The sequence below is a fragment of the Streptococcus sanguinis SK1 = NCTC 7863 genome, from assembly GCF_000194945.1.
In the GTDB taxonomy this organism is placed as follows: domain Bacteria; phylum Bacillota; class Bacilli; order Lactobacillales; family Streptococcaceae; genus Streptococcus; species Streptococcus sanguinis.
Map to the genome: position 1 here is coordinate 319,909 of NZ_GL878509.1, position 22,781 is coordinate 342,689.

A 22,781-nucleotide genomic window follows, 5' to 3' on the forward strand; every position below is an offset into this window, starting at 1 on the left:
CCATAAATCTTCTAAGAAAAAAGCCTTTTTCGACCTATTTAACAGAACTGTCCGTCCCCTGTAATATGGAGATTTGTTTGTAACATATTAAAATTAGCAATAAGCAAAAGAACCTCGTTTAGAGAGGTTCTGTTTTTCTTTTGGGCTTATTTGAATTTTTTCTACTCTGATAAACTAAACCCGACCTAAGCTCTTGGCAAAAAAGAGAAAATCCCTAGAAGCTATCGCTTCTTCGTCTATTTTCCTATTTTTGCTGTGAGCTCTTAACGGTCTTGGTATCTTACTTCACCTTCATCATTCGGACGAGGCTGGCCCGTTCGGCTTCTTCCAGCTTCATCTCGATGTAGTAGATGGTTTCTTTGAGGTCAGGGATGGTAGCATATTCTAGTCCGTTGACCCGACGGCGGGTTTTCTCGATTTCATCCGCCATAAGCTGACAGCTTTTCTCAATTTCAGCCAGTCGCAGCAGGTCAGGAAGCAGATCGCTCATACTTTCAATGGTTTCATCCATCTGGCTGTTAGACGCCACATAGCTATAAACCACGTCTCCCTCGTCATCAGTATGCGGATTGTCAATATGGGCGTACATCTTGGGCACGCGCACACTCATGATATTCTCAGTCTCCACATGCAGATTGACCTCCCGCGTGGGCACAGCAAAAATCTCCTCGACCATGAGATCGCTCTCCAGCGCCTTTGCCATGACAAAGTCCTGCAGGTGGCCAACCAGAGCGGATTCGACCTTTTGGCGAAGCTGATTGTTCTCACGGACAGACTCAATGAAGCGCCGCATCAGCTCATCCCGCTTGTCCTTGAGCAATTTATGTCCACGGACAGCCGTTTTGAGACGGGCTTTTAAGTTATTCAGCTCCATCCGAGTCGGCTTGACATTGAGTCGCGTCATCTTTCTTCCTCCTTGGTTTGCGGCAGGTATTGGTCAATCATATCGTCCTTGATCCGCTTAAGTTCTGTTCTTGGCAAGATGGACAGGAGTTCCCAGCCCAGATCCAAGCTTTCCTCGATGGTTCGGTTGGTCTGGAAACCTTGATTGATGTATTCCTGCTCGAAGCGGTCAGTAAAGCGCACATAGAGCTTGTCCGTTTCGGACAGGGCGGATTCCCCCAGAACGACAGCCAACTCCTTAGCCTGCTTGCCTTGCGCATAGGCGGCAAAAAGCTGGTTCATAGTCGCAGCATGGTCTCCCCTAGTCTTGCCCTCACCTGAACCCTTGTCCTTGAGACGAGACAGAGATGGGAGGACATTGATGGGCGGACGATAACCACTGTTGTAAAGGTCGCGTGAAAGGATAATCTGCCCCTCCGTAATATATCCCGTCAAGTCTGGAATCGGATGGGTAATGTCATCCTCTGGCATGGACAGGATTGGAATCTGCGTCACCGAGCCTTTCTTGCCAACCAGACGTCCAGCCCGCTCATAAAGGGTGGATAGGTTAGTATAGAGGTAACCCGGATACCCACGTCGACCCGGCACTTCACGCCGAGCTGCGGAAACTTCCCGCAGGGCTTCACAATAGTTGGTCATGTCAGTCATGATAACCAGAACGTGCATATCCTTTTCATAAGCCAGGTACTCAGCTGCTGTCAGGGCAATACGCGGCGTCGCAATCCTCTCAATAGCTGGGTCATTAGCCAGATTGATAAAGAGCACCGAGCGGTCAATGGCTCCTGTCTCCCGGAGGTCATTCATGAAGAACTCAGCTTCTTCAAAGGTAATCCCCATGGCCGCAAAGACCACGGCGAAGTTTTCATCAGAGTTGAGCACCGTTGCCTGACGGGCGATTTGAGCGGCTAATTCCTTGTGGGGCAGACCAGAGCCAGAAAATACTGGCAGTTTTTGCCCCCGAACCAAGGTATTGAGGTGGTCGATAGCTGAAATCCCAGTCTGAATAAACTCATCTGGATAATCGCGAGCTACTGGATTGATGGCTTGACCGTCAATATCCAGATATTTTTCTGGCAAAATAGCTGGGCCGCCATCAATTGGCTTGCCCATTCCATTGAAAATCCGGCCCACCATGTCTTCTGACACTGGCAGCTCTAGCGGACGGCCGGTAAAGCGGACCTTGGCTTTTTCCAGATTGATACCGCTAGATCCCTCAAAAAGCTGGACCATAGCCTTGTCTTCCTGAACTTCCAGGACCTGGCCCTGACGCTTGCTGCCGTCATGCAGCTGGATTTCTACCAATTCATTGAAATGCACGCCAGCGACTTGGTCGACAATCATCAGAGGGCCGACAACTTCACTGACGGTGCGGTATTCTTTAATGACGCTCATTGTCTAGTCCTCCTTGGGCAAGAATCTGGTGCAGGGTTTCCTCAATAGTCTGACTGAGAGCCTGAATTTTTTCCAGCTGGTCTTCATGGATAAACTTACTGCGGGCAATTCGGTCACGCAGCTCCACCGTTCCTTCCATGATTTCCCGGAAATAAGCCCCCAGCTCCAAGGCACGATTGGCCTCCGCATCAAAGGTCAAGATATTACTCAATAAAGCTACCTGTTTTTTGAAAGAAGTATAGGTGTCCACATCATCAAAGGCATTCTGCTGCAGGTAGTCCTCGCGAATCATCTTGGCTGCATTCATGGTCAGCCGGTCCTTCTCAGACAAGGAATCCAAGCCAACCAAGCGCACGATTTCCTGCAGTTCGCTTTCCTTTTGCAGGATATTCATGGCCTTGGTGACCTTTTCCGCCCAAGCAATCTTCTCATGCTGGTCGATATAGGCTCCCACTTCGTCTAGATAGAGCGAGTAAGAGCTCAGCCAGTTGATAGCTGGGAAATGCCGGCGTTGAGCCAGCTGGGCATCTAAGCCCCAGAAGACCTTGACAATCCGCAGGGTATTTTGCGTTACCGGCTCAGAAATATCTCCACCCGGAGGTGATACAGCCCCAATAGCAGTAATAGAGCCTTCACGCGCAGTCGAACCGAGTGTTTTGACCCGGCCAGCCCGCTCGTAATACTCAGCAATCCGGCTGCCGAGATAGGCAGGATAGCCTTCGTCACCCGGCATTTCTTCCAGACGGCCAGACATTTCCCGCAGGGCTTCTGCCCAGCGAGAGGTAGAGTCCGCCATGATGGCCACGGAGTAGCCCATGTCACGGAAGTATTCTGCGATCGTAATCCCTGTGTAAATCGATGCTTCCCGAGCCGCCACCGGCATATTGGAAGTGTTGGCAATCAGCACCGTCCGCTGCATGATGGACTGGCCAGTTGCTGGGTCAATTAGTTCTGGAAATTCATTAAGTACGTCGGTCATCTCATTGCCACGCTCACCGCAGCCGACATAGATAACGATGTCAACATTGGCAAACTTGGCCACCTGGTGCTGGACGACAGTCTTACCAGCCCCGAAAGGTCCTGGTACGGCTGCTGCTCCGCCCTTGGTTACTGGGAAGAAGGTATCGATGACCCGCTGACCAGTCACCAAAGGCTCAACTGGAATCAGCTTCTGAGCAAAAGGGCGCCCGCGACGGACTGGCCATTTTTGCATGAGAGTCCCTTTAAAGACAGAACCATCCGCCTGCTCAATCTCGTAAACAGTCTCTTCAACAGTGAAACTGCCAGCTGAGATATTGGTCAAACGTCCACTGACTCCAACTGGCACCATGATGCGGTGCTCCACCAGATTGGTCTCCTGCACCGTTCCCAGAATATCGCCAGCCTCAACCGTATCTCCGACAGACAGACTTGGAACAAAATCCCACTTAGCCTCTCGGTCTAGATTTGGCAGTTGGACACCACGGACGAGGAAGTCGCTCGCCGTGATGGTCTGGAAACGCTCCAAAGGCCGCTGAATCCCGTCAAACATCTGAGAAATCAGACCTGGTCCCAGCTCAACGGACAGAGGACTTCCAGTCGTGACGACTGGCTCCCCCGGACCCAAGCCAGAAGTTTCTTCATAAACCTGAATAGAGGCTTGATCCCGCCGCATTTCAATAATTTCACCAATCAGCCCCAAATCGCCAACCCGGCAGATATCCTGAATATTCGCTTCCTGCATCCCTGATGCCAGCACCAGAGGACCAGAAACTTTGATAATCTTTCCTTGACTCACAATCTTCCTCCATTCTTGGGAGATTTTTGTTACTTTTCAATGAAAATCAAAGCTCAAACTAAGTTAGATACGGACCTAGTTTGAATTTCATTTCCAAAGAGTATTTTTTGATTCTTGCCGCGAGTTTGAAATCTTTCTTAGCTAACTCTAGGGCAAGGATTGTTTCTTTTTATTTTAAAAATCAGATAAAGCTTTTATTTGCCAGCCCTTTTCGTCGAAATTGTCTGGGCTTAGCCATTTTTCTAGACGACTCTTGACGGCCGGCCAATCCGTGTCAATCATAGACAGCCAGTCCGTATCTCGGTTGCGCCCCTTATAGACAATAGCCTGACGAAACCTACCTTCATAAGTGAAACCAAGCCGCTCTGCTGCCCGTCTTGACGGCTGATTGAGGGAGTCGCATTTCCATTCATAGCGACGATACTCCAGGTCTTCAAAGACATAGCGTGCCAGTAAGTACTGGGCTTCTGTAGCCAGTCTGGTGCGCTTCAGCTTGGGTGAATAGGTCACCGCTCCCACTTCGATAACGCGGTTATTTCGGTCAATCCTCATCAAGGCAAAAGTTCCTAGAGCCTTACCGCTCTCCTTATCCACAATAGCATAGTGAAAACGATCCTGTGCTGCCAGCATCTGTTCTAGCTTTTGGGACCATTCTGCCTGATTTTGGGCAGGATTTTGAAAGAGATAGGTCCACATATCCGCAGGAGAATCCGGACCATACACTTCATACAAATCCGTCCCATGCTTATCCTTGGACAAACGCTCGATAATAACATACTGGCCTTCGATTCGCTCCAGATTGGGCAAGTCCCCCGGCTGAAAATCTGGCAGAGCATCCCCAATGGGTTGGCCTAGTTCATTGATTCGCATAAAAACCTCATAATATATCTTGTCCGACAGCTTTTTCAACATTTTCATGAACCCGCGAAAGAGCCAGTCCCGTGCTCCCCTTATGAGTAGGAATGAGCACAAGAGCAGGAATCTCCAGCTGATCATAGTAGGCCAGGGTTTCTGGAATATCCGCAGCCATATCCTCCGTCAGATAGATAATGCCGAAATCTTCACGGGCGAGCCGACGCAGGGTATTGACCGTCTCCTGAGCTTCTTTCACTGGAAAGGTCTGAAAACCAATCAGCTTAAATGGGAGAATGGTGTCGCGATTCCCCACGACAGCAATCTTGTAGCTAGTCTTGTCCATAAATCGGTCGCATCCTTTCTCTGATAAGCTCTACTGGCAACTGATTGTCCATACCGGTCAAAATCAGCCGCAGATTCTTGACTTCCAGCTCCTTGCCTAGCAGATAGCGGGCCAGAGGAAGCGGGCCATCTGTCTCAAACTGACCAGTCGCCAGCAACTTAGCCTGCAAGAGGTCCGCTAGATATTCTAACTCTACTGTCGTCAAAGTCTGGTTCCGCATTTTTTCCTCATAGGAGCGCAGATCCAGATCGTAACCACAGGGATTGACCTGGCTAAACCAAGTCAAGAAATCTCCCTGCTCTGCCATGGCAATCCAGTTGGCGGCAGAAAGGCTTCCTTCATCAGACAGGAGCTGCCTCATAAAGCTGTGCGGTTTCTCCAAGCCAACAGCCCGCTTAACGGTGATGGCATTGTAAAAATCAATAGTCAGATTCACCAGCTGCAGCAGGCTCTCATCTTCCAACTCCTGTGTCAGGCGCTTGAGATGCTGGAAATAAGCCATGTCCATACCAATCTCCAAGACGCGCACATCCTGATAATCCTGGTATTCCTGCCAGGTCGCAAGCACCTCTTCCAGCATGAAATCTGGACAATACTCAGCCGAAAAGGCCATGACTAGGTGCTCCAAAACCTCTAGCGAATAGGTCCCCACCGGCATCAGCAAATGCTCCAGGGACTGACCTGTCGCCCGACCCTTGAGAAAAACTTTGAGATTGTGGTAGGTGTAGCGGAGCGTGAAAATCTCCACCAGCTCCTTACTAGGACTAATCTCAAACGCCCAATTATAAACGGAATACAAATGCTTCATCAGTACTTGCTCAATGGCATTGAGATCCTTGATAGCTTCAGCATCCATAGCATAGACCGTTCCCTGCAGAAGAGCCGAACGGCTGGCAGCATCGTCAGCCTGCAGCAACTGATCATATTGCTGGGGGGTCAAAAAGGAAGCCTCCTGCACGCTAATGGCTGTATTGACTTGAGAGAAGCTTGTTTCACTCATGGTCCGCCTCCTATTCTGCCTGATCTTTGAAAATGTCCTGAGCCAGTCGGTAGCTTTCCTCCTGCCAGACAGAGTCCAGCAAGTCACGATAGAGATAACTATCATCCACTCGTCCCTGGCTCAGCACAAAACCTGCCTGACCGGCTATAGACTGGTCTGAAAAGTGCACTTGCGGAAAGGCTTTTTTCAAGTCTTCTAACTGGTTGGAGCTGAATTTTTCAGCTGACAGAGCACCGAAAGTCAGTGTCAATTCTTCCTCTGGATATTTAGCTAGGGCACTCTTTAGAAAATGCTCTTCTTCAGCTAGTGACCAAGCCACCATCTGAGCATAGGCTTCCTCAAAAAGCTCTCTGAGAACCCGCTGCTTGATGACCAGAGTAGACTGGCGTTTTTGATTTTCCAGCTGCTGAATATCGCGCTGACTGCGCCGGCTGATTTCTTTCAGCTGCTGCTCCCGCTGTCCAAGCTTTTGCCGAACCAGCTGGGCCTCGCGTTCCTTGGCTTCCTGTTCTATTTTCTCAGTAGCCTCGGCCAAAAGCAGACGCCCCTTCTCGTGAGCCTGCTCCAAGACAGAAGCTTTGAGATCTGATATGTCAGACATAAAAGCCTCCTTACTTCACATTCAGAACCATGATGAAGGAAACAACGAAGGCCAAGATAGCGTAGGTTTCAACCATGGCCGCTAGGATAACCCCTTTCATGACCTCTTCTGGACGCTTGGCCAAAATCTGAATACCAGCTGTCGCCACTCGTCCTTGATGCTTGGCTGAAAAGTAACCAACAATGGCAACTGGCAGAGCTGCTAGGAAATAAGCCACGCCTGATTGCAGAGCCAATTCTGGCTTGATATTAAAGAAGACGGTAATCCCGATAACAAAGCCGTAGAGACCTTGGGTACCTGGCAAAAGCTGAAGAATCAGAGCTTGAGCGAATTTTTCCGGCTGCTCTTTCAAGAGGGCTGCTGCTGCCTGACCAGTGCTTCCAACCCCCAGAGCTGAGCCCATTCCGCTGAGAAAGACTGCCAAAGCTACTCCCAGACCTGCAAAAAAGGCGCCACCGTAAGTTCCAAAATATGATGCTAAATGTTCCATGATTTACTCCTATGAAAATGCTGTAATTGTCGTAAAACCAACAGCTAGTTGAATGAATATTGCTTGTTTTGATGTTGTAGAAAGTGTATTTCTAAAGATGAGCTTCTCATCTCTTACCATAGTTCCTAATCTTTATTTCTTGCTTTGCTGAACGTATTTCTCACTAGGCTTGAGCGGAGTGAAAGGCTTGCCGCCACCGTCGTAGAATTTCCCGAAGAATTCCACAAAAATCAAACGCGCTCCGTGTACATAACCGGACAGAAAAGATAGAAACATATTGACCAAATGCAGGGCAATAAAGAGCAGAATGCCAATGCTAAAGCGAGCGACAGGTGGAAAGAGGCTGACAATCAAGTTAAAAGCCGAGCCAATGCTGGCTCCCGAAAGCCCCAAAGCCATCAGCCGCGTAAAGCTGACAAGGTCTCCTACATAGCCGCTGACATTGTAAAGATTAAAGAGACCTGACCCCAATCCTGCCAAGCTTTTAGCACTGACAATGGATACTGCCAGTATGCCCAGAGCATTGATGATGGCCAGCCACTGACCAATCGTTGCAGCAAAGGCCAAGGATGGGAAGAAATTTCCCAGGGCCAAGAGTAGCAGCCCCAGCAAAATCAGCACCCAAGCAAAGCCCGCATTATAAGCTTCTGCATAATCCTTGAGGCGGATATTTTTCAGACCGCTGAGGAAAAGGCCCGCCAGCACTGTAACAAAGCCAAAGACAACAGAAATAACCAGAATCGTCATGGCGTCTGAGCTGGTGCTAATCAGAGCAAAGGGCAGTTCAAATCCAAAGAAAGAGCCATAAACCAGTCCCCAGATGATGACTGCCACACCCAGCAGGCGGAAGAATCGCAGATTCTTAGCCAATCCCGGCTTGACATGCAAGAAGTGCAGCGCCAGGCTGGTGCCCACAAAGAGCAAAAGGCCGTAGCCAATGTCGGCAACCATCATGCCAAAGAATACAAAATAAAATAGAGAAACGACGGGGGTTGGATCCTTATCACCATACTTAGGTAGGGAATACATCTCCGTCACTAGCTCGAAGGGCTCCACCAAGGCATTGTTTTTAAGCTTGGTCGGAACCTTATCTTCCTCGTCCTCTCGGATTTCTCTGGTCTGGATGAGAATGCTCTGGCCAAACTGCTCTGTCAAGCAAGCCTCAAGAGCTTGAACTTGATTACTTTCGATCCAGCCTTCCAAGGCTGCTAGATTTTGCGTGCTGGCTAACTGATTCTTACTTTCTTGACGAGAGGAGAGATTGCAGAGATAGTCCAGCTGAACCTTGAGCTGATCCAACTCGTTCTTAGAAGCTGCCAGACTCTTAGTCATAGCATCTGCCACCGCCTCCTGTTGTCGAATATTGGCCTTGAGCTGGGCTACCCGCTCAACAGGCAGTTCCGCGTGGTCATACTCAAAAGGCTTAAAGCCATACTCTTTCAAGATTTTGCGAACTTCTTCCAGAGAGCCTGTCTTATAAAAGACAAGAACCCCATGCTCCGTATCATCGGTAAAGACTTCCTGAAACTTCAGGTCGGGATGTGATCCCAGAGTCAGGCGCAGAGCATCGTCGTCTGTATTGGGAATCGTCCCAATCAAAGCTCCCAGATGACTGAAAGTCGCAGCTGCTTGCGGTGTTAGCTCCAGTGGCTCCCACTTCTCCAGCGCAGCCACTTCCAAGCGGTCAGCTTCTATCTGACCCTTGGCCTCTTGCAAGACCTTGAGCTGTTTGCTGATTCCTTCTAACAGCGCCACCTCATCTCGGGCCTTCCCTGCCTGCTCTAAAGCAGCAAAGGACAACTCCAAAGGTTCTTCTTTTAAGGCTTCCAGCAGTTTCTTTTTGGACATAAAAGGCTCCAGCTCTGCAATCAGTCTCTCGAGCTTTTCCTGACGACTGAGCAAATCCTGCTGAGATAACTGCTGATCCGGCTGGCCGACTAAAGCCTGCTCAAAGGCTGCCTGCCAGTCCTCTTCCTGCCGCAAGTCATGAATCTGAACCGACTCTAAACCCTGTAGGTAAAAGAGAAGCTGATCCAGCAGTTCCTTGGGCAGAAGCAGAGACAACTGCCGCATTTGACTAATGGCCATAGGCTTCTACCACCTTCTCTACAATGGCTCGCGCCAAGTCTGCTTTTTTGTCTGTCAGCGCAGCCTCAACCTTATCCTCATTCTGCTGAGTTGTCTGCTCCAAGTCTTGCTGCAGGAGCACCAACTTTTGCTGGGAACTCGCTGTTAATTCCTCTGCCAGCTTCTGCGTTTCATCGTCATAAGTCAGACCTAGCTGCCTGAGATCTTCATCTACGCGCTGTCGTAGCTCCTGAGCCTGCGTCCTGTAGCCCATCAAAACTTCTTCTGCAGCAGTTTCAATTTCCTGCATTTTTTCAAGTGTTTCATTGGCCATCTATTCACCCCCTCGTTTTCAAAAACCTTCGAAAACGGATTTTAAAATCTGCATTCCTAACTGACTGTCCAACCATCTGGCAAGTTATCTTCAAGAATACAGCTTCGTACTTGCATAAATTATATCATATTCTTTCTGAAAACATCTTTTTCAAACAGATTTTTTCTCCTGATTCAGAAAATGTTGAACAGCGCCTAATCGTCCGGCTTCATTCCCTAGGGCTGCTGCCACCAACTCTCTAGGCAAAAAGCGCGGATCTACTACTTGCTGCTTCATCAGACTTTCAAGACGTGGCAGAATAAGCTCAGAACGAGCTAATATGCCGCCGCCGACAATCAACACCTCTGGATTTAGAATATAGGATAGCGTTAAGAGACCTTTAGCTAGGCGACCTAAGAAAATATCAAGTGTTTCCTGCGCCAGCTTATCTCCTTGGTCTACTGCCGCAAAAAAACTACGCCCAGTATGGCCTTGTTCACCTGTCTTTTGGCTGTATAATGCTAACAAGGCAGTTGTTGAGGCCTGGGATTGCCAGTCCTGTCCATCTTCCATGGGCAGATAGCCTACCTCACCAGCGGTATAGGTGGATCCATTGACAATTTTTCCATCATAGATAATGCCACCGCCAATGCCTGTACCGACAGTAATCATAACCGCAGAAGCATGACCTTTGGCAGCACCTAGCCAAGCCTCACCCAGAGCAGCACAATTAACATCATTTTCAATCGCAATCGGCAAACCAAATTCTTTTAAAACCCGACTACGGAAATCTGTCCCAATATAACCTGGAATGGTATAGCCTGCGTAACTGATTTTCCCAGCCTGGCTGTCAACTACACCAGCAGATGAAATCGCTACTCCATCTAGCTCAAACTTCTCCTTATAAAATGCTATTAGCTGGCAAACCTGCTCTAAAATCTGATTCGTTTTCTTTTCAAAATCGATCTCAGTAGTAACTTCTCGAAACTCATTTAGACTACGTCCATCAGACCGATAGAGATCTGCTTTAATCGTTGTCCCACCGATATCTATTCCTACAATATTCACGATTCATGCTCCTTCTCTTCTTGATTTTCTTCTAAAGCTGAAAGTGTATTTGTAAAGATTTGGCTGCGATAATCTCGGTCTAAATCTATATAATAGGCATAGAAAATGTCCATCACAACTAAAACCGGAAACTGAGGAGAGATATTATTGCCCTGTGCCAAGTGCTTCTTGACAGCTACTAGGACCAGTTCATCACACTGCTGCCTCAAGTCGTCGCTGTTATTGGAAGTTACCAGCACAGTCTTGGCTCCGACTTTTTTGGCATTCTGAATAGCCTGCGTGATAATTTTAGTCTCGCCAGATATGGAAATGCCAATAACCAGACAGTCCGGATCCAGCATGACTCTATTCACCCGAATCATATGGTCGTCCGTAATGGCCTTACAAACCATTCCCAACCGCATGAAGCGAAACTCCATTTCCCGAGCCACTAAGCCTGAACTCCCCTGCCCGTAGATATAGACTCGACCAGCATTGTTGAGCATATCCCCCACGCGCAGGAACTGTTCTTCGTCAATCAAGGAAAAAGTCTTATTGAGCAATTCGCCATAATCAGACAAGACATTTCTCGTCAAATCCCTACTGACATTTTTACTTTCTGAGCTGGATTCCTGAAATTCAAAGATAAACTGCCGGTAGCCTGAAAAGCCACATTTTTTGGCGAAGCGAGTCAGAGAAGGCACAGAGACATAGAGCTTCTGAGACACCGCCTGAGCCGATAGATCAGCTGTCAGTGCCTCATCAGACAGAAAATAATCTGCAATCTTCTTTTCCAGGTGTGTCAGACTACCATATACAGACTCAATCACTGGCAAAATGTTTTTTTCCAAAGAAACCATCAGACATTTTCCTCCTGCAACTATTTTCTTTATTCTACCACTTTCTCAAAAGTAATTCCAACCCTTCCTTGCTAGAATTCTCCAGCAGAAAATAAAGTTCAAAACTGACTAAAAAAGCTGGGGCAGCATGTTAAGAACAATCCGTCTTTCTCATCCCGCCCGCAGCCTTTTATACAATTTTTACTTTAAAGACAACCTTACGGATGGGGCCGGCTTCTTCAGCTATCAGTCCAGTCTTATGGGCGTCATTAGGATCCAGCAAGAGCAGGCTGCCAGGAGTGAATATCAGGTCAAACAAAGCTTGGCCGGACATCTGCTGCCAGTCTCCTTCCGCATCATAATCCCCTTCTTCCATATTGGACAAAAAGTTATAGTGGATGCGCTCCCTTCCTTCAAAAATCAGATGCACATCGTAAAATTCCCTATGACTTTCCCAGACCCGATCCTCATCGGTCGTGGTCGTCATTTCAATGACATTGTAAAAGAAATCATCAGACACAGGGTGATTGCCCTTTTCATCTTGGCTGACATCATGTGTCCTTAAAAATTCTAAGACTTTTTTTAAGGCAGGTTGCTGAATGTCTCTCTCAACAGCTGCTCCTTTATATTGAACTAGTTCCATTAGTGCCGTACCTCCCAGGATTTATCTGCATGAATACTTGCAATATCGTAAACTGTTGTATTCTCTGGCGCAGCCTTGCCGCCAGTTAAGACGGAAACAACATAGCCTACAATCAAGGAAACAACAATTGAAATCAAGGAATAAGCCCAGATACTAACGGCTTCTGCTGGCAGAGCGTACTTGATGACTAGCAGGACAATACTAGAAGCAATCATAGCTGCATAAGCTCCCTTGAGGTTGGCACGCTTGGTGAAGATTCCCAGAATAAAGATTCCTCCCAAGACACCTAGTACCAAGCCCATAAAGCCATTAAACCAAACATAAGCCGATGTAATACCTGTATGAGCCATCACGATTGAAACTACTGTGGAGAAGACTCCTACACCTAGAGAAACATATTGGGCGATTTTAGTCCGTTTCTTGTCGTCCAGATTGCTAGATACAACATCTTGAATATCCAAAGTCCAAGAAGTCGCTACAGAATTAAGACCTGTAGAAATAGTAGACTGAGCTGCTGCATAAATTGCCGCAATCAGAACACCGGTCACTCCAACTGGAAGACCATAGGCGATAAAGTAAGTGAAGATCTGGTCTTGAGGAATAGAGCTGCCCTCACTGCCTGGATGCTGTACTTGATAATAGACGTATAAACCTGTACCAATCAGATAAAAGACAGAAGCGATAAAGATTGACAAAACTCCATTCGTAAACATCATTTTATTGAGTTTCTTCACATTCTGAGTTGTCGTAAAGCGCTGAACGATATCTTGCGAAGATACATAAGAGGACAGGGTATTGATACCAGATCCCAAGATAATTAGGAAAATAGAATCTTTCAGCAAGTTAGGATTGAAAATAGTTTCTTTCCCTGAGATAAATTTACCACTGGCCAGCTCACTAGCAATATCGCCAAAGCCACCCTTGAGATTAGCAATCAGGAAGAAAAGCCCTACAACTGTACCAATCAAGAGTACTGAACCTTGGATAAAGTCTGTCCACAGAACTGACTTGACTCCACCGGTATAGGAGTAAACAATGGCAATCGCACCCATCGCGATAATCAGGATATTGACATCAATCTTCGTCAAAGTAGCCAGGGCCACTGAAGGTAGATACATAATGATGGACATGCGGCCGATTTGATAGATGATGAAGAAGACAGCTGACAAAGCTCGCAAGGCCTTAGAGCCAAAACGTTTTTGCAGGTAGTCATAGGCTGTATCAATATCTAGACGTGCATAAATCGGCAAGAAGAAACGAATAGCCACTGGAATGGCAAAAATCATACCCAACTGGGCAAACCAGAGAAGCCAAGTCCCTGCATAAGAGTTCCCCGCCAGTGTCATAAAGGAAATCGGACTTAGCAATGTAGCAAAAATGGAAACAGATGTTACATACCAAGGCACCGTTCCATCACCTTTAAAGAACTCTTTACCCTGCATCTCCTTTTTCGAGAACAGCAAACCTGCTACCAGAACAACTAGTAAATACACAATCAGAATAATCATATCGATTGTGGTAAAACCAACATTTCCCATAGAATTTCTCCATTATTATTCATCGTCAAAGCCTAGGACGGGCAGGTTTAGCCTGCCCTAAACTCTGGTGTTACACTCTTTGTATTACAAGAAGTCTTCTCTTACCTGCTTAATCATAGCAGCTGCTTCTTTGGCAATCGCATAGTCTCCCTCAGATAGAGGCTCTAACGGTGCTCGAACAGAGCCAATATCTAAGTCCTCATTGAGACGAAGAATTTCTTTCATAACAGCATAGAGATTTGCGCGACCGCTGACCATCTTGTAAATCACACTATTAATCGCATGCTGCAGTTCTTTAGCACGATCCAGATCTTTGTCAATGATGAGCTGGTTGAGCTTCAGGAAGAGATCTGGCATCACAGCATAGGTTCCGCCAATTCCGGCCTTAGCACCAATAACTCGACCGCTGATAAACTGTTCATCTGGACCATTAAAGACAATATGATCTTCCCCACCTTCTGCGACAAAGATTTGAATATCTTGAGTCGGCATAGAAGAGTTTTTAACCCCAATAACTCGTGGATTTTTACGCATTTCTGCATAGAGTGCTGGTGTCAGAGTCGTTCCAGACAGCTGCGGAATATTGTAGATGACAAAGTCAGTATTCGGAGCCGCTGCACTCATATCGTTCCAGTACTTAGCGATAGAATAGTCCGGCAAACGGAAGTAAATAGGAGGAATAGCAGCGATAGCATCAACACCCAAACTTTCAGCATGCTTAGCCAGTTCCACACTGTCCTTAGTGTTGTTGCAAGCCACATGAGCGATAACTGTCAGTTTGCCCTTAGCCACTTCCATGACATTTTCCAAAATTAATTTCCGGTCTGCTACACTGAGGTAAATACACTCACCAGAAGAACCATTAACATAGACACCCTTAACTCCCTTATCAATAAAGTACTGAGTCAAAGCACGAACACGTTCTGAGCTTACTTCTCCTGCTTCATCATAACAAGCATAAAAAGCCGGAATGACACCTTCATATTTTTCTAATTTTGACATATTCTTCCTCTTTTCTATTCTTTTGTTGCGTCTGCAAACTTCCTTGTAATCAGCTGCGGCCGTGTAATGGCAGATCCTACTACCACACTAAAGGCTCCCAGCTCTAGAACTCTTTTCACCTTTTCAGGACTATCAATATTCCCCTCAGCAATCAGAGGGTGCTGAATCTCAGCTAAAGCTTTTCGGATGATTTCAAAGTCATTGGCTTCAATCTTATCTCCTTCGCTCTGACTAGTATAGCCCACCAAGGTTGTTCCGATAAAATCAAATCCCATTCGATCAGCTTCCAGCATCTCGTCAAGAGTTGAACAATCAGCCATCAAAAGCTGCTGAGGATATTTTTCTTTCACTTTCTGGAAAAATGCTTTTAAACTCTCTCCTTGAGGTCTGCTGGAATTTGTCGCATCTAAAGCGATAATCTCCGGATGGGCTTCCATCAGCTCATCCACTTCCGCTATAGTTGGTGTAATAAAAGCTTGGGCATCTGGATAATCTCTCTTGATAATCCCAATTACTGGCAAATCCACCGCTTCTTTAATAGCCTTGATGTCTATAACCGAGTTAGCCCGAATTCCGCTAGCACCTCCTTCTTTGGCCGCCACTGCCATACGAGCCATGATAAAGTCGCTATGTAATGGTTCGTTTGGTAGAGCCTGACACGACACAATTAACTTATGTCTCAACTCTTCCATTTGATTCCTATCCTCCTTACTCATTTATTGTAAGCCTTTACATTTATTATCTTAACATTTATTGCAATTAGTTTCAATATGGTTTTACTTTTAGAAAGTACTTTCTTTTTAAGTATTACTTTTTATCTCAGTTTGAAACTTATACAGACGAATATAGCTAAAGTATTTATTTTTTTCGTGGCTGTTCCAACATTTTTCTACAACTAAAAAGAACTAGGCAAATGCCTAGTCCCAGGGGGAAGCAGTTTTGTAGACTTCAGTCTTAAAGGAATAAAAGTTAACAAACACTATGCTCAACCAGCTTATTTGAAAGCCCATATTTGAAATTTAAATCAGCAGAGTGCCAATTAGCAAGCCTCCGCCACTTGTTTATTCCAAAAGGTATCAAAATCGTCGGGCATTTCATCTCTTCCGCGATAATGTAAACATTCTTTAAGTAAAGTAGGGTTTTTCATGTCTTATCCTCCCAACGATTCTTGAAACCTCTTTCATCATACCACAGAAATAGAAATTTTTCAATAGGTTAACATATAGATTTTCTGTTTTTTCTGAAATTTAACCGATTCACTGCCTAAGAACCTATATGAAGCAGGAGCAGTAAATAGAACAAACTAAATCCTATATTTAGGCCAGCTCCGTTAAGGTAGGGACGTCCGATTCTCAGCTTTTCTACTAGTAAGATAGTTAACAGACTGAGCGGTAAAGGGGTCAGCAGCCCCAGATAAGCAGGCAATATTGTCTGACCGGCAACTATTAGCAGTGAGTAAATGAGCCAACCTAGACCTGTCAGAGCGATAGCTGTCCGCCAGGTTATATCTAGAAAGAGCACTGCTTCATTGATAAGCTCGCTGTCTTCGTCTGAGCAGACCTGTCCGTTGCTTCGTTTATAAGCCTTTTTGCTGATGATCCCAACGTAGTAAAAAGCCACATGTGCCACTGGCGATAGGGCAAATCCAATTCCTAACAAGGCTATTGACAGGTAGGCCCACAAGCCCTTATTTGTCAAACCAAAGAGAGCATAAAGCGAGACTAACATAAGAGGAATTGAGAAGTTAGCCACCAGAGCACCCAGACGCAGCCGATTGACAGAACCAGACAGCATCAGCATAGCCAGATTCTTATTGCCAATCCGACTCTGCTCCGTAAAGTAGGCATAACTTTCCTTATCTACCTCAAAGCCAACCAGCAGAATATCCCCCAATAACCAGCAAAGACCACTCAACAGCCCAGCCCATAAAGATAAAAAAATCACATTACTCTCCTTTTTTCATTGTCCTCTTATCTTAGCACAAAAGCTCACTTAATCACAAGTAATCAGAAGGTTTACGTCTTTTTACCCCAGCAAGCTCCTTTCGTTAAGAGACCTAGAGCTCACGTCGCTACGCTCCTCAGCATCCATGTCTCTAAGCTTGGCTTCGACCAATGGTCTTGCCTCGCTAAGACACATAGAAAAATCCCCCACCAAAGGGCAGGGGATGACCGACAAACTGTCTTATTTTTAATTGAGGAAGCTGCTCGCTTATTTGCGGCGTCCTGGGCGTTCCTTGTAGCCATAGTATGCGTCTTCGATGATTTCCTGCATGTGGTCAACCATTGGAAGGCGTGGGTTGGCTGGAGAGCATTGATCTTCATAAGCAAGGAAGGCCAATTCGCGTGAATGTTCTTTCCATTCTTTTTCGTCAATACCTTGAGCCTTGAAGTTCATTTCGATACCGACACGTTCTCCCAGTTCATAAACAGCTTTTGCGTAAGATTCCACACCTTCTTCTGGAGTAGAAGCTGGCAAGCCAAGCATGCGAGCAATGTCTTGGTATTTCTCATCCGCACGGTAGTAGTTGTACTTAGGCCATGTCGCTGTCTTAGCTGGACGTGTACCGTTGTAGCGGATTACATATGGCAGCAAGATCGCATTGGTACGACCGTGGATCGTATGGAACTGAGCACCAATCTTATGGGCCATAGAGTGGGAAATTCCCAGGAAGGCATTGGCAAAGGCCATACCAGCGATAGTAGAGGCATTGTGCATCTTTTCGCGAGAGTGGAAGTCAGCATTCTTAACAGAGCTTTCCAGATTTTCAAAGACTAGTTTGATAGCTTGGAGAGCCAAACCATCCGTAAAGTCACTGGCCATCTGAGATACATAAGCTTCTGTTGCGTGCGTCAGCACGTCCATACCAGTGTCTGCTGCGACAAATCCTGGAACAGTCAGTACCAGAGCTGGGTCTACGATAGCCACAGTTGGAGTCAGAGAGTAATCAGCGATTGGGTACTTACGGTTATTAGCCTTGTCAGAGATAACGGCAAATGGTGTCACTTCTGAACCTGTACCAGATGTTGTAGGGATTGCGATAAACTTAGTCTTCTTACCAAGCAATGGGAATTTGAAGGCACGTTTACGGATATCCATGAATTTTTGCACAAGGTCACGGAAGTCCACTTCTGGTTGCTCATAGAAGAGCCACATGACTTTAGCTGCGTCCATTGGTGAACCACCACCAAGTGCGATAATTGTATCAGGTTTGAAGGTACGCATAATCTCTGTACCACGTTCAACTGTTGTGATATCTGGATCTGGCTCTACGTCTGCAAAGATTTGGTAAACAACCTTATTACGACGAAGATCGAGTTGTTCGATGATACGATCTAGGAAACCAAGCTCTACCATAGCATGGTCTGTTACGATCATGACACGTTCCACATCACGACATTTTTGCAAGTATTGGATAGAGTCACGCTCGAAGTAAGTTTTTGAAGGGAGTTTCATCCATTGCATATTATTTCTACGTCTTCCTACTTTTTTGATGTTCAAGAGATTCACAGCACTAACGTTATCACCAACTGAGTTGCGACCATAAGATCCGCAGCCAAGAGTCAGTGATGGCAGGAAGGCATTATAAACATCCCCGATACCGCCGAAAGTAGAAGGTGAGTTGCAAATAACACGGATAGCACGAACAGCCTTACCAAATTCCTTAGTCAATTCTTCGTCCGCTGTATGGATAGCAGCTGAGTGGCCAAGACCATGGAATTCTACCATTTGACGGGCTTTTTCAACACCGTCTTCACGGGATTCAGACTTGAGAACAGCGATGACAGGTGACAGTTTTTCACGTGTCAATGGCTCTTTTTCACCAACTTCTTTACACTCTGCGGCCAAGATATTCGTGTCTTCTGGCACGCTGAAGCCTGCCTGCTCTGCAATCCAAGTAGCTGGCTTACCAACGATATCCGGATTGAGCTTAGCACCAGCACAGTTCTTGCTGTTTGCCTTAGCACCAAAGCAGAATTCTTCCAACAGAGCTTTTTCTTTCTTATTCACAAAGTAAGTATGGTAAGATTTGAACTCTTCTACAAATTCATCATAAACTTCCTTGTCAATGATAACGGCTTGCTCAGAGGCACAGACCATACCATTGTCAAAGGACTTAGACATAACGATATCATGCGCTGCTTGACGGATATTCGCTGATTTTTCCACATAAGCTGGTACGTTTCCGGCACCAACCCCCAGAGCTGGCTTACCACATGAGTAAGCTGCCTTGACCATTGCATTACCACCTGTCGCAAGGATAGTCGCAATCCCTTCGTGGTTCATGAGTGCAGAAGTTGCTTCCATAGATGGCGCTGTAATCCACTGCACACAGTTTTCAGGCGCACCTGCTGCAATCGCAGCATCACGAACGATTTGCGCTGCATGGGCAGATGATTCTTGAGCAGATGGGTGGAAAGCAAAAATAATCGGATTACGTGTTTTTAAGGAAATCAAAGATTTGAAAATCGCTGTTGAAGTCGGGTTGGTTGTTGGAGTAATTCCACAGACAACACCCACTGGCTCCGCAATCAAGGTCAATCCAGTCACATCATCTTCTTCAATAACGCCAACTGTCTTCGTATGGCGCATATTATTTACAACGTGCTCACAGGCGAAGAGGTTTTTCGTTGCCTTATCTTCAAAAACTCCGCGGCCTGTTTCTTCATAAGCGTGCAGAGCCAACTCACCGTGGGCATCCAAAGCTGCTACAGAGGCCTTGGCTACGATATAGTCCACCTGTTCCTGATTCAGCTTTCTCATTTCCTCGAGTGCAACCAGACCTTTTTGCACCAATTCGTCGACATGCTTTTGCGCTGCCAAAGCCTTGTCTTCTTGTTCTACCGTTTTCTTCTTTTCAGCCATTCTATTCCTCCAATGGTTTTGCCTTAGGTTAGATGAAGAACACTAACCTTTGTTAATTATTTCACAATACAATTATAAACCATTTGATGATTTTTGTAAACACTTTCACTTAACATTCACAAACTTTTTTCTATTAATTTGTGAAACATATAACAAATTTGCTGGTTTTACAGTCTATTCTTTTAGTTATTGTGAAAAAATTTTTTATTTTTTAGAGATTTCACATACTTTTACTTTCACATAATATATGAAAGCGCTTTCTTTGTTTAAATATAAAAAGCTCGGACGAACCGAGCTGATCATTTATGGTTTCACATTGCCAGAATTTGCTTCATCTATGGCTTGCTTAATGGTATTGGCATAGAGAGTCCCCCCCTCAATGATGGACTCTGAGTTCGAGCCAAAGTGGACATAGTCTGTCCCTTCCCAAATCTGCGGATTTTCGATAGCAGTTTGATGCCAGTCAGCCACAAAGACATAGTCGTATTTCTTGGCTAATTCTAGCTCATACTCCCACTGCTGGGCCAAGACACCGCCCTCTGAGCGACCGTCATAAGGAGTCACGAGGATCAGTTGATGCCCCTTAGGCAGGCTGGAAACATACTCATCCAAAAGTTCATTTGAATAACCAGACGAATTGGTTCCGAGAGCTAGGACAACCTGCTTCTTCAGCACTCTATTAGCAATATCTGTCTTGTAGACCTCCAAGCCTGTGCTCAGACTGCGGCTAACGACAGTGTCTAGCTCGATTCCTGGCAAGATCTGCTGCAATTGATCGCTTGAGCGGAGAGCAACCGAGTCACCAATCATGGTAATCCCGTCCGCCACATTGTACTCAGTCGCCTTGGACTGATCAACCTGACTGCGAGTTGTCTGCATTTTTGTATCTGCTTGATTCAGAGCATTGACAATCAAACTTTCCTCAAAAGCTCCGACCTTTGGAGCTGTCACCGAGATAAAGAACGTAATCAAAGTCAGCGGAATCATGCTGTAAAAGATTGGTCTGGTAAGAGACGATAGGTCCATCTTGGTTCCCATGATAACTGGCTGACGACCAGCAAGAGTTGGCTCCAAGATATAGAAAGACAAGGCTGCAAAAGTAAGGGACAGCAACGTAGTCAAGAGAACAGCCAAGCCATTACTCATCAGCTGGGTAAAGATTATATAGAATGGCCAGTGGAAGAGATAAACACCATAGCTGGTATCCGCGATAAAGTTGATAAGGCTAGGCTCCTTCACATCAGGGAGCTTGTCATGCAACATCCTAGCAGCCAAAATCATCAGACAAGCCAAGATAGTTGAAATCAAGAATCCTACCAGGTAGGTCCAAAGATTGTCAAACTTGAGTAGGAAGCTGAGCAAAAGCAAAACAGCTGCGCTGCCCCCCATAATTCCTAGCACTTGCTTGAGAGCCAGCTTTTGCTCCAGCATTTTAAAGCGATTGCTAACATGGCCGACACCAGACAAGGTTGCTAGGATACTTCCTGCAAAGAAAGGAAAGACGTGGGTCAAACTTGAAAAATAAATATCAGAATAATTCTTAGTGGTCAAAGCGCCAGCAAACATTGATACAAAGCTGAGCAAAAAGAGACCTGCAGAAACCAGCGCAATCATACCGCGATAGCGGGCCGTTGACTTGGCAACTTTGCCCAAGCCCCAAGCGGCCAATCCCCACAGAACATAATAGTGCACTTCTAAAGCCAGACTCCAAGTATGGATCAGGATGTGCGGCACAAACTGACTCTCATAATTGCCGCCAGATAGCATTTCATAAAAGTTGGTCACAAATCCCAAGGCGGCCGCAATCTGCGTCCCAATCCCAGCCACAAAATCCTTACGGATTAAGAAAGTAAAGGGCATAACGACCAAAATCATAAAGACCAGAGGTGGTACAATCCGATAAAAACGCCGTCTGAAAAAGCCTTGGATATCGATTTCTTTCTTCTTAGCAAACTCGTCAATAAGCAGAGCGGTAATCAAGAAGCCAGAAAAGGTAAAAAAGATATCCACGCCAATAAAACCGCCAGGGAAAACGCCCTGGAAGTAATGATAAAGCAGAACTAGAAGCAGCCCCGTGATTCTGACGAGCGAAAACCATTTAATGCGCATTTTGATAAATTCCTTGTTTAAACGTTCCTTCATAAACGACATTGCCTTCTGTCGTTAGTTTTCCTTGTCCATCGGCCTGACCCTTGCTGAAGTCCCCTTCATATTTCCAGCCAGCCTGTGAGGTAAAGGTCCCTTTGCCGTCAAAGATGCCATTGCGAAATTGACCGGTATAACTGTCCCCATTTTGAAAAGTCATAGTCCCCTGACCGTTCATCTTCCCGCGAACCAAGGTCCCGTCATACTTGATCTTCCCCTGATCCAGCGTTAAAACGCCCTTACCAGGAATCCCCGAGGTAAAAACCAGAATAGCTGACAGTACAATGACCGTTACAGCCAAAAGTTCTAAATTCTGCCGGGTCAGATAGACCTTGTATTTATTGTAAAATTCTTTTACTTTATCCATATTCCTATCCATCCAAACGCTCTAGCCACTTCTTGCAGCCAGCCAAGACCAAATCATAGGTTTGGTCAAAATCTCCTGTGTACCAAGGATCTGGCACACTTTCTTCCTCAAACTGATAAATTTTATGCTGAAAGTCCTCAGGCGCCATCCGCTTCAAATCTCGGACATTGCTTTCATCCATACCGATGATGTAGTCAAAATCCGCAAAATCCGCTGGCGAAATCTGCTGAGAAGTCTTGTCCCTATCATAAGCAATAGCATATTTCTTAAAAATAGCCTGTGTTCCCCGATGAATGGGATTGCCGTGCTCCCAGCTCGAGGTTGCCCGGCTCTCGATTTTCAGTTGGTCTGTTAAACTCTTCATGACAAACTCTGCCATCGGACTGCGGCAGATATTTCCCAAACATACAAATACAATTTTCTTCATAGAATACCTCGCTATCTATTATAACAAAATAATGGCAAAAACTAGCCCTGAATCGTTTACAGTTTCCTGATTCTCGTTGAAAACTGGCAAGCCCTGCCCCTCTCATGTCTGAAAATAGCAAAAAACCACCGTTTGGTGGCTTTTTGTAGGGAGATTATTTTTTAAA

At 46.0% G+C, this 22,781-nt stretch carries 22 protein-coding genes; all 22 read right to left on the reverse strand.

Features of this window, described 5'->3' with window-relative positions; all coding sequences use genetic code 11:
- Positions 1-280: 280 nt before the first annotated feature.
- Positions 281-904: a V-type ATP synthase subunit D gene (locus HMPREF9378_RS02200; RefSeq protein WP_002902008.1), complete on the reverse strand. Its 624-nt coding sequence runs from the start codon at positions 902-904 to the stop codon at positions 281-283.
- The gene (locus HMPREF9378_RS02195) at positions 901-2,295 is read right to left on the reverse strand and encodes a V-type ATP synthase subunit B (RefSeq protein ID WP_002902006.1); all 1,395 of its coding nucleotides are present in this window, start codon (positions 2,293-2,295) and stop codon (positions 901-903) included. The genes HMPREF9378_RS02200 and HMPREF9378_RS02195 overlap by 4 nt, the downstream gene beginning before the upstream one ends.
- Complete coding sequence (locus HMPREF9378_RS02190) at positions 2,282-4,072, reverse strand: V-type ATP synthase subunit A (protein WP_002914203.1); 1,791 nt, start codon at positions 4,070-4,072, stop codon at positions 2,282-2,284. The genes HMPREF9378_RS02195 and HMPREF9378_RS02190 overlap by 14 nt, the downstream gene beginning before the upstream one ends.
- A 174-nt stretch (positions 4,073-4,246) precedes the next feature.
- Entirely contained in the window at positions 4,247-4,942 is a 696-nt protein-coding gene (locus tag HMPREF9378_RS02185) for a GNAT family N-acetyltransferase (protein WP_032911326.1), read from the reverse strand.
- 7 nt (positions 4,943-4,949) lie between these two features.
- Positions 4,950-5,270: a V-type ATP synthase subunit F gene (locus HMPREF9378_RS02180; protein WP_002914205.1), complete on the reverse strand. Its 321-nt coding sequence runs from the start codon at positions 5,268-5,270 to the stop codon at positions 4,950-4,952.
- On the reverse strand, positions 5,257-6,270 hold the full coding sequence (locus HMPREF9378_RS02175; RefSeq protein ID WP_002914206.1) for a V-type ATPase subunit: 1,014 nt from the start codon (positions 6,268-6,270) through the stop codon (positions 5,257-5,259). The genes HMPREF9378_RS02180 and HMPREF9378_RS02175 overlap by 14 nt, the downstream gene beginning before the upstream one ends.
- A gap of 10 nt (positions 6,271-6,280) precedes the next feature.
- Positions 6,281-6,871: a hypothetical protein gene (locus HMPREF9378_RS02170; RefSeq protein WP_002914207.1), complete on the reverse strand. Its 591-nt coding sequence runs from the start codon at positions 6,869-6,871 to the stop codon at positions 6,281-6,283.
- A 10-nt stretch (positions 6,872-6,881) separates the two neighbouring features.
- The gene (locus HMPREF9378_RS02165; protein ID WP_002898768.1) at positions 6,882-7,361 is read right to left on the reverse strand and encodes a V-type ATP synthase subunit K; all 480 of its coding nucleotides are present in this window, start codon (positions 7,359-7,361) and stop codon (positions 6,882-6,884) included.
- A gap of 132 nt (positions 7,362-7,493) precedes the next feature.
- Positions 7,494-9,449 carry a V-type ATP synthase subunit I gene (locus tag HMPREF9378_RS02160; RefSeq protein ID WP_002914212.1) on the reverse strand — a complete coding sequence of 652 codons (1,956 nt, stop codon included), beginning with the start codon at positions 9,447-9,449 and terminating at the stop codon, positions 7,494-7,496.
- The gene (locus HMPREF9378_RS02155; RefSeq protein ID WP_002898771.1) at positions 9,439-9,762 is read right to left on the reverse strand and encodes a hypothetical protein; all 324 of its coding nucleotides are present in this window, start codon (positions 9,760-9,762) and stop codon (positions 9,439-9,441) included. Before HMPREF9378_RS02155 ends, HMPREF9378_RS02160 begins: the two co-directional genes overlap by 11 nt.
- Positions 9,763-9,912: 150 nt before the next feature.
- Entirely contained in the window at positions 9,913-10,809 is an 897-nt protein-coding gene (locus tag HMPREF9378_RS02150) for an ROK family protein (RefSeq protein ID WP_002901996.1), read from the reverse strand.
- The gene (locus HMPREF9378_RS02145; protein WP_002901994.1) at positions 10,806-11,648 is read right to left on the reverse strand and encodes a MurR/RpiR family transcriptional regulator; all 843 of its coding nucleotides are present in this window, start codon (positions 11,646-11,648) and stop codon (positions 10,806-10,808) included. The genes HMPREF9378_RS02150 and HMPREF9378_RS02145 overlap by 4 nt, the downstream gene beginning before the upstream one ends.
- Positions 11,649-11,817: 169 nt before the next feature.
- A complete protein-coding gene (locus tag HMPREF9378_RS02140; RefSeq protein WP_002901992.1) occupies positions 11,818-12,270 on the reverse strand; it encodes a NanQ anomerase/TabA/YiaL family protein in 453 nt (150 codons plus the stop codon).
- Positions 12,270-13,808 carry a sodium:solute symporter family protein gene (locus tag HMPREF9378_RS02135; protein WP_002901990.1) on the reverse strand — a complete coding sequence of 513 codons (1,539 nt, stop codon included), beginning with the start codon at positions 13,806-13,808 and terminating at the stop codon, positions 12,270-12,272. The genes HMPREF9378_RS02140 and HMPREF9378_RS02135 overlap by 1 nt, the downstream gene beginning before the upstream one ends.
- 84 nt (positions 13,809-13,892) lie before the next feature.
- The gene (locus tag HMPREF9378_RS02130; RefSeq protein ID WP_002901989.1) at positions 13,893-14,810 is read right to left on the reverse strand and encodes a dihydrodipicolinate synthase family protein; all 918 of its coding nucleotides are present in this window, start codon (positions 14,808-14,810) and stop codon (positions 13,893-13,895) included.
- A 14-nt stretch (positions 14,811-14,824) separates the two neighbouring features.
- The gene (locus tag HMPREF9378_RS02125) at positions 14,825-15,526 is read right to left on the reverse strand and encodes an N-acetylmannosamine-6-phosphate 2-epimerase (protein WP_002901987.1); all 702 of its coding nucleotides are present in this window, start codon (positions 15,524-15,526) and stop codon (positions 14,825-14,827) included.
- A gap of 323 nt (positions 15,527-15,849) precedes the next feature.
- Positions 15,850-15,957: an acetylxylan esterase gene (locus HMPREF9378_RS11580; RefSeq protein WP_023916874.1), complete on the reverse strand. Its 108-nt coding sequence runs from the start codon at positions 15,955-15,957 to the stop codon at positions 15,850-15,852.
- Between the two features lie 116 nt (positions 15,958-16,073).
- Complete coding sequence (locus tag HMPREF9378_RS02120) at positions 16,074-16,754, reverse strand: DUF6796 family protein (protein ID WP_002901985.1); 681 nt, start codon at positions 16,752-16,754, stop codon at positions 16,074-16,076.
- A gap of 267 nt (positions 16,755-17,021) precedes the next feature.
- Positions 17,022-19,676, reverse strand: a complete 2,655-nt coding sequence (gene adhE / locus HMPREF9378_RS02115) for a bifunctional acetaldehyde-CoA/alcohol dehydrogenase (RefSeq protein ID WP_002901984.1) — start codon at positions 19,674-19,676, stop codon at positions 17,022-17,024.
- A gap of 303 nt (positions 19,677-19,979) precedes the next feature.
- On the reverse strand, positions 19,980-21,785 hold the full coding sequence (locus tag HMPREF9378_RS02110; RefSeq protein ID WP_032911317.1) for an acyltransferase family protein: 1,806 nt from the start codon (positions 21,783-21,785) through the stop codon (positions 19,980-19,982).
- The gene (locus HMPREF9378_RS02105; protein WP_002914216.1) at positions 21,775-22,200 is read right to left on the reverse strand and encodes an MORN repeat-containing protein; all 426 of its coding nucleotides are present in this window, start codon (positions 22,198-22,200) and stop codon (positions 21,775-21,777) included. The genes HMPREF9378_RS02110 and HMPREF9378_RS02105 overlap by 11 nt, the downstream gene beginning before the upstream one ends.
- Entirely contained in the window at positions 22,193-22,615 is a 423-nt protein-coding gene (locus HMPREF9378_RS02100; RefSeq protein ID WP_002914217.1) for a low molecular weight protein-tyrosine-phosphatase, read from the reverse strand. Before HMPREF9378_RS02100 ends, HMPREF9378_RS02105 begins: the two co-directional genes overlap by 8 nt.
- Positions 22,616-22,781: the final 166 nt, after the last annotated feature.